General features: G+C 43.9%; 13 protein-coding genes. 10 read left to right on the top strand and 3 right to left on the bottom strand.

The window, feature by feature from the left end; all coding sequences use genetic code 11:
• Positions 1 to 200 precede the first annotated feature (200 nt).
• From VIP81_RS02495 to VIP81_RS02470, 6 genes are all read left to right on the top strand, one after another.
• Complete coding sequence (locus VIP81_RS02495) at positions 201 to 1,484, top strand: SUMF1/EgtB/PvdO family nonheme iron enzyme (protein WP_331956900.1); 1,284 nt, start codon at positions 201 to 203, stop codon at positions 1,482 to 1,484.
• A gap of 151 nt (positions 1,485 to 1,635) precedes the next feature.
• Complete coding sequence (gene gldL, locus VIP81_RS02490; protein WP_331956899.1) at positions 1,636 to 2,376, top strand: gliding motility protein GldL; 741 nt, start codon at positions 1,636 to 1,638, stop codon at positions 2,374 to 2,376.
• A 55-nt stretch (positions 2,377 to 2,431) separates the two neighbouring features.
• Entirely contained in the window at positions 2,432 to 3,973 is a 1,542-nt protein-coding gene (gene gldM, locus VIP81_RS02485; protein WP_331956898.1) for a gliding motility protein GldM, read from the top strand.
• Between the two features lie 21 nt (positions 3,974 to 3,994).
• Positions 3,995 to 5,017: a gliding motility protein GldN gene (gldN, locus tag VIP81_RS02480; RefSeq protein ID WP_331956897.1), complete on the top strand. Its 1,023-nt coding sequence runs from the start codon at positions 3,995 to 3,997 to the stop codon at positions 5,015 to 5,017.
• A gap of 124 nt (positions 5,018 to 5,141) precedes the next feature.
• Entirely contained in the window at positions 5,142 to 5,717 is a 576-nt protein-coding gene (locus VIP81_RS02475; RefSeq protein WP_331956896.1) for a Crp/Fnr family transcriptional regulator, read from the top strand.
• Positions 5,718 to 5,782: 65 nt separating this feature from the next.
• Complete coding sequence (locus VIP81_RS02470; RefSeq protein ID WP_331956895.1) at positions 5,783 to 6,379, top strand: DinB family protein; 597 nt, start codon at positions 5,783 to 5,785, stop codon at positions 6,377 to 6,379.
• Positions 6,380 to 6,381: 2 nt separating this feature from the next.
• Here VIP81_RS02470 and uvrC read toward each other — a convergent pair whose 3' ends face one another.
• The 3 genes from uvrC to gpmI form a co-directional block, all read right to left on the bottom strand.
• A complete protein-coding gene (gene uvrC, locus VIP81_RS02465; RefSeq protein WP_331956894.1) occupies positions 6,382 to 8,187 on the bottom strand; it encodes an excinuclease ABC subunit UvrC in 1,806 nt (601 codons plus the stop codon).
• Positions 8,188 to 8,189: 2 nt separating this feature from the next.
• Complete coding sequence (locus tag VIP81_RS02460) at positions 8,190 to 8,774, bottom strand: hypothetical protein (protein WP_331956893.1); 585 nt, start codon at positions 8,772 to 8,774, stop codon at positions 8,190 to 8,192.
• 307 nt (positions 8,775 to 9,081) lie between these two features.
• Complete coding sequence (gpmI, locus tag VIP81_RS02455; protein ID WP_331956892.1) at positions 9,082 to 10,605, bottom strand: 2,3-bisphosphoglycerate-independent phosphoglycerate mutase; 1,524 nt, start codon at positions 10,603 to 10,605, stop codon at positions 9,082 to 9,084.
• A gap of 291 nt (positions 10,606 to 10,896) precedes the next feature.
• Here gpmI and VIP81_RS02450 point away from each other — a divergent pair, with 291 nt between their 5' ends.
• The 4 genes from VIP81_RS02450 to VIP81_RS02435 all read left to right on the top strand — a co-directional run bounded on the left by VIP81_RS02450 (position 10,897) and on the right by VIP81_RS02435 (position 13,521).
• On the top strand, positions 10,897 to 11,310 hold the full coding sequence (locus VIP81_RS02450; protein ID WP_331956891.1) for a DUF4783 domain-containing protein: 414 nt from the start codon (positions 10,897 to 10,899) through the stop codon (positions 11,308 to 11,310).
• A 108-nt stretch (positions 11,311 to 11,418) separates the two neighbouring features.
• Positions 11,419 to 12,270, top strand: a complete 852-nt coding sequence (nadC, locus tag VIP81_RS02445) for a carboxylating nicotinate-nucleotide diphosphorylase (RefSeq protein WP_331956890.1) — start codon at positions 11,419 to 11,421, stop codon at positions 12,268 to 12,270.
• 10 nt (positions 12,271 to 12,280) lie between these two features.
• Positions 12,281 to 13,162 (top strand): diacylglycerol kinase family protein, encoded by an 882-nt coding sequence (locus VIP81_RS02440; RefSeq protein ID WP_331956889.1) that lies wholly within the window; start codon positions 12,281 to 12,283, stop codon positions 13,160 to 13,162.
• Between the two features lie 20 nt (positions 13,163 to 13,182).
• Positions 13,183 to 13,521 carry a translation initiation factor gene (locus VIP81_RS02435; RefSeq protein WP_331956888.1) on the top strand — a complete coding sequence of 113 codons (339 nt, stop codon included), beginning with the start codon at positions 13,183 to 13,185 and terminating at the stop codon, positions 13,519 to 13,521.
• Positions 13,522 to 13,809 lie beyond the last annotated feature (288 nt).

Genomic DNA, 13,809 nt, shown 5'->3' with positions numbered 1-13,809 from the left:
ATGTTAAATGCCGCGTTTAAACTAGTTACAGAACGGTCGTAAGCGGGATTGAAAAAGTTGTATAAAAAGTCACTACGGATTAAAATTAATTATTACATTTGCTATCTTTCATATAAACAAAGCGGGTGAAATATGAGAAATGTGTTCCCTTGTATACAGGCAAATCACACCAGGCTGGTTAATAGAAAAAACATATTCTGATGAAAGCTACCCTTATGAAGCTTAACTATGTAAAAGGTCTGTTGGCAGTTTTGCTGGTTTCCCTGCTGGCCAGCTGTGGCGGTAGTAAAACCCCTAAAAATGCACAAGGGCAATTGATCGGCGTAAGTCCGAGACCAAAGTACGCTCCCCCTGTACCTTATGGCATGGTATATATACCTGCCGGAACTTTTCACATGGGTCCCAGTGATGAAGATGTAAACTATGCATTCACTGCGCGTAACAAGGCAATTTCCATTTCTGGTTTCTACATGGATGCCACGGAAATTACCAATAACGAGTATCGCCAGTTTGTACAATGGGTGCAGGATTCCATCGCGCACATTTTGTTGGGGCACGTGAAATCTGATGATGGACATGACATTATCGATTGGAAGCAAAAGATTACCTGGAAGGACAAAGCAACCTGGGAGAAACTGGATGCAATGGTGTATTCCGAAGCAGACAGGTTATATGGTCGTAAAGATATTGATGTAGGTAAACTGATTTACCATCAGGAGACTTTCAACTGGGATAAAGCCAAGTTGAGAGAGAATATTGGTAAACCGCGTTCTACATTTATTGTAAAGAAAGATGTGCCCATTTATCCGGATACACTTTGCTGGATAAGGGATTTCTCATACGCCTACAACGAGCCGATGACACGTATGTACTTCTGGCACCCGGCGTTTGATAACTATCCGGTAGTAGGAGTAAACTGGCATCAGGCTACGGCTTTCTGCGAATGGAGAAGTAGATTCTGGGAAGACTATCGTCTCAGCAAGAAGCTGTTTACGGAAGATAAATTCCAGTTGCCTTCTGAAGCGCAGTGGGAATATGCAGCCCGTGGCGGAAGAGAACAAACACCATACCCCTGGGGTGGATATTATATCCGTAACAAGAAAGGATGTTTACTCGCCAACTTCAAACCTGGTCGTGGTAACTATCCGGAAGATGGTGGATTTTACACGGTGCGTGCAGACGCTTACTGGCCTAACGATTACGGATTATACAACATGTCCGGTAACGTAGCTGAGTGGACCGCGGATATCTTTTATGAAAATGCGTATTCCTTTACGTCTGATATGAACCCTTATCTGAGAATGGATGTACCAGATGATGCACCATTGAAAATGAAGCGTAAAGCTATCAGAGGCGGATCATGGAAAGATGTGGGTTATTTCCTCCAAACAGGAACCAGGACATATGAATATCAGGACAGTGCGAAATCATACGTAGGTTTTAGATGTACCATTGCCCTGAGCAGAAGAGCCAAACACAGATAGTAAAAACCAAATCAGTAATAGCCTGTATTAATATAACTACCAAAGAAACCTTTGTATTATGTACACTATTATCAGCAAATCAGTGAGAATTAACTATTCCATACAGACTTTAACTATTAACACTTTAACCAGTAAATTTTAACCTATGGCTATGAATCCTAACAAAGCTAAATGGCTGAACTTTTTCGTATGTATTGCGGCTTCCGTAGTAATTATCGGAGCATTATTTAAACTGCAACACTGGCGGGGAGCGGATATCGCTTTGATCTTAGGTTTGAGCACAGAAGCGCTTATCTTCTTCGTTTACGCTTTCGTGCCTGATTCCAGTGCATCACATCCTGAAGGACAAGTAGTGGCAGTTGCCGGCAGTCCTGCAGTAGCTGGTCTGGACAAAATGCTTCAGGAAGCAGACATCACCCCTGCTAACCTGCAACGCTTAAGTGAAAACTTCCAGAAACTGGGTACTACCGTTGACAAAATGAGAGACATCAGCGATGTGGTAGCAGCAACCGGAGATTACACGCAGAAAACAAGAGAAGCTGCCAGCGCTATTGGTAATGTAGCTAACGCTTACACTACTGCTGCTGCTGCTGTATCATCTTTCAACAGTGCATCAGAATCTACCAAAGACTTCCATGTACAGATGCAGGGTATGACTAAAAATCTGGCTTCCCTCAATGCTATCTACGAACTGGAACTCCAGGACACTAACAACCACCTGAAAGCAATGAACTCGTTCTACAGCAACCTGCAGAATGCTTCTTCCGCTATGAGTGGCAGCATTGAAGATGCTAAGAAAACACAGGAACAAATTTCCCTGCTCGCTAAAAACCTCAGCAACCTGAATTCAATTTATGGTAACATGCTGAGCGCCATGCACGGAGGACGATAAGGTATAGCTAATAGTTTTTGAATTAACACATATCAATTAAATCTGAAAACAAACTATGGCACTACCTAAAGATCCTAGGCAGAAGATGATCAACATCATGTACCTGGTCTTGACGGCCATGCTCGCGTTGAACGTCTCCGCCGAAATATTGAACGCATTTAGTATCGTAAATAACTCAATTAATACTTCCAATAAATCACTGACAGATAAAAACAAATTCATTTACGATCAGTTTGAGGCTCAAATGAAGGAGAATGCTGCGAAAGTAGCACCCTACAAAGCCAAAGCGGAAGAAGTAAAGAAATTGTCTGCCAGCATGTTTGACTATGTACAATCCTTAAAAGAAACCATTATCACCGAAAGCGGCGGTAAAGACGAACATGGTGAAATTAAGGATAAAGCTGGTCTGGATGCCCCTACACGGGTAATGGAGAATAATAAAAAAGGACCTGAGCTGGAAGGCAAGCTGACAGAGCTGCGCACAAAACTCCTCTCCTATATTGACGATCCTAAAGCTAAAGCACAGATCGAAAAAACTTTACCACTGAAAATAGAAGTAGGCAAATCCAATGATGATCACGGCGGCGGTCCTAAAACCTGGACTACCTACCACTTCAACATGGTACCTACCATTGCTGCAGTAACCATCCTGGGTAAATTCCAGAATGATATCAAGAACTCTGAATCTGCTGTGATTGATTATCTCTTCGGTCGTATCGAAGCAAATACTTTCAAGTTTGATAAAGTAAGACCTTTCATTTCACTGAATTCCAAAAACCTGATGGAAGGACAAACCTTAACTGCTAACATCGCAGTAGGTGCCTACAGCACCACGGTAAATCCAACTATCGTAGTAAATGGTCAAACCATTGAAGCACACGAAGGTTTAGGAACAGTTAATTTTACTGCATCCGGAATTGGCGAAAAAACCATCTCCGGTACTATTACCTTACCTAGCCCCTCTGGTGGCGCTCCTGAATCCTATCCCTTTACAGAAACTTATAATGTAGGTGCTTCGGCTACCTCCATCTCCGCAGACAAAATGAACGTGCTGTATATCGGCTTGCAGAATCCAATTTCGATCTCTGCTGCGGGTGTACCTGCAGAACAGGTGTCTGCCTCTATTAGCGGTGGCAACATGACCAAACGCGCTTCAGGTGAGTATATCGTTACAGTAAGTCAGCCTGGTAAGGCAGTGATTAATGTAGTGGCTAACATCGATGGTAAAACCAAATCACTCGGTCAGAAAGAATTCCGTGTAAAACGTGTTCCGGATCCGGTGCTGAAAGTTGGGGTTAACAAAGGTGGTAGCATGAAAGCTGCAGACTTTAAAGTTCAGGGCGGTTTACGCGCTGATCTGGAAGACTTCGAATTTGAAGGAGTGAAATATGAAGTAATCGGTTACCGCGTAGGTATTTCTGCAAAAGGCAAAGAATACCAGGAAGGCGATGCTACTTCAGCTTATTTCCCAGGCAACGTAGCAGGATCTATCCGCTCTCTGCGCCCAGGCGATGAAGTATTTTTTGAGAACGTGAAAGTGAAAGGCCCGGATAACATTGTTCGTTCGATGCCGAGTACTATATTTAAATTAAACTAACGGTCAATTAATTACTGAATTATGCGAGCAGTAATATTTAACAGAATAGGTTGGTGCACTCTTTTGCTGGTAATGCTGGCAACAGCTGCTGATGCGCAACGCCGCGGTGGTACCACCCGCCGTAGAACTGCTACAACAGCTACGCCTACACCAGATGCGTCTGTAGTAAACCCGGCTACCGGGAATGCTGTTACGCCTCCTGCTGCTCCTCCTGCCTCTCAACGCCCGGATGGTATTACCTCCCCGGTGGTGGATACTCCCCGCAAATCATTGCGTATTGATGGTGTGGTGGAAAGAAACCTGGCGAGAGAACGTACGCCTATTGCCTACGACTACATCCGCGAGGATGACAGATTCTGGGAAAAACGCGTATGGCAGGTAATCGACATCAGAGAAAAGATAAACCTCCCCTTCCAATATAATGTGGAAGATGAGACTGGTTCCAATCAACTGTTTATAAATATTCTGCTGGACGCAATCAAGAATAAAGAGGTAGAAGCTTTTAGCCCTATCGATGACCGATTTACTACTGTAATGCCCTTTTCCGAAATCCAGAATAAACTCAGTGGTGAAGAAAGAACAGTACGTAGTATAGATCCGGTAACCGGCGAAGAGAAAATGGTGACTACCCGCGATGACTTCGATCCACGTACCATCAAACAGTACAAGATCAAAGAAGTTTGGGTGTTCGACAAAGAAGCCTCCGCCCTGAAAGTTCGTATACTCGGTATTGCTCCAATGGTATCCCGTATAAATGAAGACGGCTCTATCCGTGCCTCCATTCCTTTATTCTGGGTGTATTATCCTGACTGCCGCGGTATCCTGGCCAAACACGATGTGTTTAACCAGAACAACGATGCTGCTACCATCAGCTGGGAAGACCTTTTCGAAATGCGCTTCTTCGGTAGCTATGTAGTGAAGGAAAATAATACCTACAACCGCGAGATCAAAGACTATATTAAAGACGGTACCATGCGCCTCCTGGAAGGACAAGCCATCAAAGACCGCATCTTCAATAAAGAACAGGATCTTTGGCAATACTAGCATATATCTAAAGGATAAAGCATAAAGCATAAAGCATAAAGCAAAATGCAGCGGAGAGCATCATATGTTCTTCGCTGCATTTTGCTTTATGCTTTATGCTTTTAGCTTTTCGCTATCTTTGAATATGCACCTCGAACTACTGCGTAAAACCGCCTTCCAGATCATGCCGCTCCCCGATCCCGAATGGGAAGCGCTGGCCGCTGTTTGGACGCCTGTACAGTACAAACGCAGAGAAGTAATGACGGTAGCTGGTGAAGTAGAAAAGTATCTCTATTTCGTTATTGGCGGTGTGCAAAGAGTCTTTTGCCTCGATGGCGATAAAGAGTCTACCCTCTTGTTTACCTATACCGGCTCCTTTTCCGGTGTAATGGACTCCTTCCAATTGCAACGCCCTTCCCCCTGGTACCTGGAAACATTAACACACAGCGAATTGCTGCGAATGAGCTATACCGATTTTAATCGCCTTACCCTGGAATTTCCACTGATAGAGAGATGGGTAAGACTGGGAACCGTGGCCGCTTTGGGCGGCGTAATGGAGAGGCACCGGGAATTACTATCATTCACAGCAGAACAAAAATTCCGGAAGCTGTTAACCCGCAGCCCGCACGTATTACAGCTGATCCCGCATAAATACCTCGCCTCTTATCTTGGCATAGATCCCGCCACTTTCAGTAAACTACTGAGTACCGTAAAACTATAAAATGTTGATCTGCACAAAGATTTTCTATCGCAGACCATCCTAGTTTTGTAGTAAATATCGATGCCATGAACCTGGTTAAAAGTAGTGAGTTGTTACAGGGGCTGCGTAAACAAATCGTAGCCATACAATATAAAGCAGAAAATCGTTTTGGTGAAAAAGCAGATGCGGTATTACAACATATCCCTGCGCCGGGTAAATGGAGTGCCGTACAATGTTTGGAGCACCTGAATACTTATGGCAGATACTATCTTCCGGAATTGGAAAAGGCAATAGCAATAGCAGAGAAAAAAAACAGCCGGCCGGAAACGACCTTTAAAAGCAGTTGGCTGGGCGCTTATTTCACCCGCCTGATGCAACCGCAGGACAATGGACAACTGCGCTCAAAAATGAAATCTCCCAAGGGACATATCCCGGCTTTAAACCCGGACCTGGCTACTGTATTACAGGAATTTACTGGCCAGCAACGACAGATGGAAGCCCTATTGTTACGGGCAGAAAAAATAAATATCCGCCAGCATAAAGTACCTACTTCCCTGTCACGAGTTATAAAGTTATCGGTAGGTGACACACTTGGTTTCCTCACTGCACATATTAACCGGCATGTACTGCAGGCCGAAAGAGCGATGGCAAATTATACACAACCAGTTGTAGAAATCGTATAAGGCTAACCGTTATGGAAATGTTCCCAGACCAGTTTGGCTTTAGCGGTACCTACTTCTTTTTCCAGTTCTTCCTGTGATAGTAATTTTATTTTGGTCACCGACCGGAAGGCTTTTAGTAATTGTGTAGCCGTATTTTCTCCAATACCTTTAATGCTTTCCAGTTCATTTTTGAAAGTGCCTTTGCTGCGTTTCTGGCGGTGAAAAGTAATCCCGAAACGATGTACTTCATCACGCACCCGACGGATCAGTTTCAGACTTTCGCTGTTATAAGGCAACTTGATACTTTGTGAATCACCCGGGAAAAATATTTCTTCTTCATTTTTAGCTAACCCCACCACGGTCATGCTACCTATCAGGTTCAGCTCGCGAATGCTCTCCATAGCAGATCCGAGCTGGCCTTTACCCCCATCAATAATCACCAGCTGAGGCAAGGGCTGCTGCTCGGCCAACAGGCGGTTATAGCGTCTGAAAACCACTTCTTTCATGGAAGCAAAGTCATTGATTCCTTCTACTGTTTTGATATTAAAATGCCGGTAATCTTTGTTAGAGGCTACGCCGTCTTTGAAAACCACACAGGCCGCCACCGGATAACTTCCCTGGAAGTTGGAGTTATCAAAGCATTCAATATGTTCGGGCAATACCGGTAATTCAAGATCTGCCTGCAGCTGGTACAATACCTGCTTTCTTTCCATATCCGTTTTGCCTTCCAGGTGCAGTATTTTTTTACGGTATAATTCGTCTTTAAAATAATTCACGTTCTTTTCAGAAAGCTCCAGCAATTTCTTTTTATCACCGCCCTTAGGAACGGTAACAGTGACGCTACTTTCCGGATATTCTAACGGGAACGGCACTACTATTTCAGTAGTGATACTTTTAAATACTTCCCGGAGATAGGCAATGGCATATGCCAGCACTTCTTCATCATTTTCTTCGAGTTGTTTTTCCAGCGTGACGGTTTTGGTATCAGCGATGGTGCCATTCAAAATGCGCAGGTAATTTACATACGCATGATTGCCTTCACTGATAATGGAAAACACATCCACATTGCCCATGCGGGTGTTAACGATAGTGGATTTGGCTGAATAATCTTCGAGGCTGGCGATCTTTTTACGCATAATTTCCGCCTTCTCGAATTCCATTTTTCCCACATGTTCCAGCATTTGTTCTTTAAACAGGTTTACTACCGGGGTGAGATTCCCTTTTAACACGTTCTTGACCTGCTGCAATCCTTCGCGGTAGTCTTCCTGCGTCTGTAGGCCTTCACAAGGACCTTTGCAGTTGCCCAGATGATATTCGAGGCATACCTTGAATTTACCTTTTCGTATATTCTCTTCCGTTAAATTGAGGTTGCAGGTACGTAAAGGGATATTATATTTGATCACTTCCAGTATTTCTCTCACGCGCCCTACAGAGGTAAAAGGCCCGAGGTAGTCGGAGCCGTCTTTGATGATATTACGGGTAAAAAACACACGGGGAAAAGACTCGTGTTTAATAACGATGTAGGGATAGGTTTTATCATCCTTCAGGTTAATATTGTACTTGGGCCTGAATTGTTTGATGAGGGAGTTTTCCAGCAAAAACGCATCCTGTTCTGAGTCTACGATGGTGAACTCAATATGATGTATATGTTCTACCAGTTTACGGGTTTTGTAATTGTCATGATTCTTTACAAAATAAGAACTGACCCTTTTACGTAAACTTTTGGCTTTTCCTACATAAAGAAGGGTCCCTGATTCATCGTAATATTTGTAGATACCTGCATCGCCAGGTATGGTATGTGATATTTTCTGAAACTCCGCTGCGGTCATGTTTACATCCCTTTTTTAGGTGCGATCGTTACATTTACTTCCAGTTCTTTGGGTGTCAGGAAGGCTATTTTCTGATAGGTAGTCATCCGAACCTGCCTGTTTTGCTGGTAAAAGAGGTCCTGCCGGAATTCGTATACCAGGTTACTGGTGTAGGAGTGAATGTTTACCTGTTGAATGTTGCCTTGCTTGTCCAGCTCCATGGTTACTTCCGAGGGGCTGGTTTGTTTGCCCCGTGATTTATAGATCACGGATTTCCTGCCTGAAAACGGGTCATATAAACTGGAGGTATCATATTCATCCCGGAGAGAAGGCTTATTAAGGTCAGCATCCATAAATGGCTTTAGTAAATCATGAACAGTAGCACTATCGTTGCCGGAAATGCTGGTAGTGTCTTTTTGGCCATTGAGGATCACGGTTTTAAATAGTGTGACATCGCTGTTGCGAATATGAGCATTCTCCTGGCTGAAGTAATCCGGCAATGGCGCGAACTTATCCTGTGACGGGTCTTTTGATGGTTTATTAGCCTGATTACAGGCCATGAAGCCAATTATGGTAAACAACACTGTTACGTGCGGGTATATTTTCATGCTGCAAAATTAAGACTTAAATGTGGGTCATAAAAAATGCGCCGTAAAAACGGCGCATCGATGCATGAGCAAATCTGTCGAGAGCACTAAAAATATGTAAATCAGCGTGTTGGGCTGATATTTTTTATGGTAACGTTTATTAAACGGGAGCCATGAGCGAAATGTTACAGGAGCTAAGAAATAAATTGGGCTAAAGGCAGAAAGCATAAAGCAAAAAGCTATTGTAGCGAATGATTACTGCGGAATATTTATATCCGCTTCGTTCATTCGCTACAATAGCTTTTTGCTTTATGCTTTACGCTTTCTGCTATACTAGTAAATTTCCGGTCATTTCCTTAGGAATGGGTAATCCCATGAAATGCAGGATGGTAGGGGCTATATCACCCAGTTTGCCATCTTTTACGGTGCCTTTGAAATCTTTGTTGATGATAAAAAACGGTACCAGGTTCAATGAATGGGCGGTATTAGGACTGCCATCTGCATTGATCATAAAATCGGCGTTACCATGATCGGCGGTAAGGAAAACGGTGTAGTCGCTGGCCAGGGCTGCGGTTACTACGCGTTCTACGCAATGATCTACGGTTTCCACTGCTTTGATAACGGCTTCGAATACACCGGTATGACCTACCATGTCCGCATTAGCGAAGTTGAGTACTACAAAGTCAGCTGACTTTTGCTGCAGCTCAGGAACAATCAGGTCAGCCAGTTCGTTGGCGCTCATTTCTGGTTTTAGGTCGTAGGTAGCTACTTTGGGAGAAGCCGCCATCAGCCTGCGTTCACCTTCGAATTCTGTTTCACGGCCGCCGGAAAAGAAAAAGGATACGTGTGGATATTTTTCTGTTTCCGCGATACGGATCTGTGTACAGCCATCTTTGGCCAACACTTCACCCAGCGTCATGTTCAGGTTATCGTTTTCAAAAATTACGTGTACATTTTTGTACGTACGGTCGTAATCTGTCATAGTCGTATAGTAAATATCCAGTGGCTTCATACCGAAGTCGGGAATGGCTTCCTGTGTGAGCACCTGAGATATTTCGCGGCAACGGTCTGTACGGAAGTTGAAGCAAAGTACAGCATCGCCTTCCTGGATGGTGCCGATGGCTTTTTCCTGCGCATCAGTAACGATGATCGGTTTAATGAATTCGTCTGTAACGCCTTCTGCATAAGATGCTTTTACGGCCGTTAACAGGTCATGGGTAGGGGTGCCGATTCCGTTTACCAGGGCATCATAGGCCAGCTTCACGCGCTCCCAGCGCTTGTCGCGGTCCATGGCATAGTAACGGCCGGTTACGGTCGCAATTTTGCCGGTAGATGTTTCCAGGTGAGCAGAGAGATCTTCCAGGAAGCCTAATCCGCTTTTAGGATCGGTATCACGTCCATCAGTAAACGCATGGATATATACTTTTTCCAGACCATTTGCTTTCGCAATGGTGGTCAGTGCCTTCAGATGTTCAATATGTGAGTGTACACCACCATCACTTACCAATCCTATCAGGTGAAGCGCTTTATCATTGTTTTTAGCATGAGCCAGCGTATCCAGTAATATAGTATTGGCGGCCAGTTCTCCATCTCTGATGGCTACGTTGATGCGTTGCAGTTCCTGGTACACTATTCTGCCGGCGCCGATATTCAGGTGCCCCACTTCAGAGTTGCCCATTTGTCCGTCAGGAAGACCAACTGCTTCTCCGCAGGTGACGAGATGACTGTGTGGGTATTGTTTGTATAAACTGCTTACAAAAGGGGTTTTTGCATGTGCAATGGCATCGGCTGTAGGAACTTTACCTTCGCCCCATCCGTCCATAATTACGAGAATGGCTCTTTTCTTTTCCATATCCTATCTGGTTATAGTTTAATTTAATTCACTCGAGACGGTGAAAGTACTTATAAAGGGTTTAAATATTTTGCAAAAATAACGCTTATCAAAAAATTAATCCTCATGACTCCGGTTGTTCAGATTTTATATTCCATTTATTCAAAATGAAACACATATTATCTTACTGTTATTACTTAGCCCTTAATAGCTACCACTATAATGTGATTTTGTTGATTTGCAGTGTGTTTGGCATAGTTTTCGCTTTTAATTTGAGTTAGAAAAATCACATTTTTAATAAAATAACTGACAATGAAGAAGCTATTGATTGTGCTGGGGATCATGTTGTTGGGAGGTGTTTTTACGTCGTTTACACTGTCGGCCAGGTCAATTAGTATCACAGTTGCCGGCCCATTTGAAGATGTAGTGGCGGCATTAAAGCAAGGTGATGTAAATGGTTTATCCCGTTACCTCGACAATACTGTGGAGATCAATATTTCAGGAAAGTCAAATTCCTATAGCAAAGCACAGGCGGAAATTATTTTAAAGGATTTCTTCTCTAAAAACCAGGTTAAATCATTTGAACTGGTGCATCAGGGCGGAGATAGTTCTCGTTTTGGTATTGGTACCATGACCACTGGTAGTGGTACTTTCAGGGTTTCTTTCTTCCTGCAGAAGAAAGGAGGTTCCATGGTACTGAATGAATTACGATTTGAAAGTAAATAGAAATACCAATATAAATTAATTGAAAAACCCCCGTGCCCCGCAATTTATTGCGGGGCACTTTTTATTTTTGACATATCTTTCACGCGGTAATTAGAAAATTGTTCAATTATGTTAGATGAAGCAGCGCTGAATGCGTTTATAAGAAGCGCACTGGCAGAGGATATCGGGAGCGGAGATCACTCCACCATGGCTAGTATTCCGCCTACTGCGAAAGGGAAAGCCGTACTCAAAATAAAGGAAGACGGCATCCTGGCCGGGATGGAAGTAGCAGCAGCCATTTTTAAATGGCTGGATATGTTTACCGTATTCACCCCCTATAAAAAAGATGGCGACCCCATGAAAGCTGGTGAAGTGGCTTTTGAAGTAGAAGCTGCCGTACATACCCTGCTGATGGGAGAAAGACTGGTGCTGAACTGTATGCAACGCATGAGCGGAATTGCCACTTTAACACATCAGTACGTAACAAAGCTGCAAGGATATCATACCAGAATTCTGGATACCCGTAAAACCACGCCCAACTTCAGAATGCTGGAAAAAGAAGCCGTTCGTATAGGCGGTGGCGTTAATCATCGTATGGGATTGTATGATATGGTGATGCTGAAGGATAATCACATTGACTTCTCCGGTGGCATTACGGCCGCTGTTACTAAAACCGTAGCCTATCTGAAGGAACGTAAACTACCGCTGAAAATTGAAGTGGAAACACGCAACCTGGCCGATGTAAAGGAAGTGCTGGCAGTAGGACAGGTAGACAGGATCATGCTCGACAACTTTGCCCCTGCCGATATTGTTACTGCATTAGAGTTAATCAACGGACGTTTTGAAACAGAAGCATCTGGTGGTATTACGATGGACACCCTGGAAGCATATGCTAAAACAGGAGTAGATTATATTTCTGTTGGCGCTATTATACACCATGCCGTAAGCCTGGATCTGAGCCTGAAGGCGATTATATTATAAAACAGTTTTTTTGAAGAAGATATTATTTATCATCAACCGCAAAGCGGGTACTGATCGTGAAAAGCGACTGGAACATGCCATCAGCAGGCATCTGCCAGCTGATCAGTATGAAGTGAGTACAGCATACCTGGCTTATCTGGGCCACGGTGCAGACCTGGCAAGGGAAGCCGTTGCAAATGGCATCCACACCGTAGTAGCCGTTGGCGGAGATGGCTCCATTAACGAAATTTCACAAGGACTTATCGGCAGTAATACCGCCATGGCAATACTGCCATTGGGCAGTGGCAACGGACTGGCACGCGCCCTGAAAATCCCGTTGAACGTAGATAAAGCATTACAACTCATTGTCGCCAATAAACAACGGGCCATCGATGTAGGCTATGCCAACGAACATCTCTTCCTTAGCAATGCCGGTGTCGGTTTCGATGCCCTGGTGGCAGAACAGTTCAGACACAATACCAAACGTGGCTTATCCGGCTACACTAAATTGGTATTGAAAAGTTTTAACAGCTACCAACCTGCAGATTACAGCATCGACATAGATGGGCATGCTTTTCAGGCAAAAGCCTTTCTGCTCACCGTAGCCAACGGCAACCAGTTTGGATACGAATTTAAACTGGCGCCTAAAGCCAGTGTATTCGACGGACAACTGGACCTTTGTATCATGCCGCCCGTAGGCATTCTTAGCCTGTTGCCCGTAAGTATTTTCTCCTTAATGGGCAATATCGATAATACACGTTACATAAAACATTATACAGGTAAGGATATTACCATTCGCAGTAATGCATTGCAATATCTGCAGGTAGATGGTGACGCCGTGCCACTTACAGAAGACGGAGTAGTACGTATACGTATCCATACACAGGCAATGAACGTAGTGGTAAACGAATAACCTTTAAATATTTTAGAGAGATGTCGAAAAAGAAAAATACACCAGGCCACGGAATTGTATATTCCACTGATCCTAACTTTTCACTCGAACCAGAGCCGGAAGAAGTGACAGACACGCTGGCGCCCGCAGAACAAATTCTGAGAGTAACACTTGATAAAAAACAGCGCGCCGGAAAAGTAGTGACCCTGATCACCGGGTTTATTGGTAAAGAGGAAGATATAGAAAAACTGGGCAAAGAACTTAAAACAAAATGCGGCACCGGTGGTAGCGTGAAGGAGGGTGAAATCCTTATCCAGGGAGATTATAAAGAGAAAGTAGTGAAATGGTTGCAGGATTGGGGCTATAAGAAAACGAAATAATTTTTTTAATAGCTGAAAGCAGAAAGGAGAAAGCAAAAAGCTATCGAAGCGAATGATCAAAGCAAAGACTTAATATCCGTGCTGGTCATTCGCTTCGATAGCTTTTTGCTTTCTCCTTTCCGCTTTTCGCTTATCTATTCACCAGTTGCATGCCGCCTTCGGTATACCGGGGGCCGGCTATGACATTACTGCGTAAAATATTATCAACTGCTGCTACGTCTGCGGCAGATAAATTGATATCAGCGGCAGCAGCATTTTCCTGTAAATATTTTCTGCGTTTGGTGCCGG

Origin of the sequence: Chitinophaga sp., from assembly GCF_036566945.1 — a bacterium.
Lineage (GTDB): Bacteria > Bacteroidota > Bacteroidia > Chitinophagales > Chitinophagaceae > Chitinophaga.
This window is presented reverse-complemented; position numbering and strand designations above follow the sequence as displayed.

What these genes read in the sequence shown, in the direction of transcription:
- gldL (WP_331956899.1), top strand. Translation starts at nt 1,636, where the DNA reads ATGAATCCTAACAAAGCTAAATGGCTGAACTTTTTCGTATGTATTGCG.
- VIP81_RS02495 (WP_331956900.1), top strand. Translation starts at nt 201, where the DNA reads ATGAAAGCTACCCTTATGAAGCTTAACTATGTAAAAGGTCTGTTGGCA.
- VIP81_RS02450 (WP_331956891.1), top strand. Translation starts at nt 10,897, where the DNA reads ATGAAGAAGCTATTGATTGTGCTGGGGATCATGTTGTTGGGAGGTGTT.
- uvrC (WP_331956894.1), bottom strand. Translation starts at nt 8,187, where the DNA reads ATGACCGCAGCGGAGTTTCAGAAAATATCACATACCATACCTGGCGAT.
- VIP81_RS02475 (WP_331956896.1), top strand. Translation starts at nt 5,142, where the DNA reads ATGCACCTCGAACTACTGCGTAAAACCGCCTTCCAGATCATGCCGCTC.
- VIP81_RS02435 (WP_331956888.1), top strand. Translation starts at nt 13,183, where the DNA reads ATGTCGAAAAAGAAAAATACACCAGGCCACGGAATTGTATATTCCACT.
- VIP81_RS02460 (WP_331956893.1), bottom strand. Translation starts at nt 8,774, where the DNA reads ATGAAAATATACCCGCACGTAACAGTGTTGTTTACCATAATTGGCTTC.
- gpmI (WP_331956892.1), bottom strand. Translation starts at nt 10,605, where the DNA reads ATGGAAAAGAAAAGAGCCATTCTCGTAATTATGGACGGATGGGGCGAA.
- nadC (WP_331956890.1), top strand. Translation starts at nt 11,419, where the DNA reads ATGTTAGATGAAGCAGCGCTGAATGCGTTTATAAGAAGCGCACTGGCA.
- gldM (WP_331956898.1), top strand. Translation starts at nt 2,432, where the DNA reads ATGGCACTACCTAAAGATCCTAGGCAGAAGATGATCAACATCATGTAC.
- VIP81_RS02470 (WP_331956895.1), top strand. Translation starts at nt 5,783, where the DNA reads ATGAACCTGGTTAAAAGTAGTGAGTTGTTACAGGGGCTGCGTAAACAA.
- gldN (WP_331956897.1), top strand. Translation starts at nt 3,995, where the DNA reads ATGCGAGCAGTAATATTTAACAGAATAGGTTGGTGCACTCTTTTGCTG.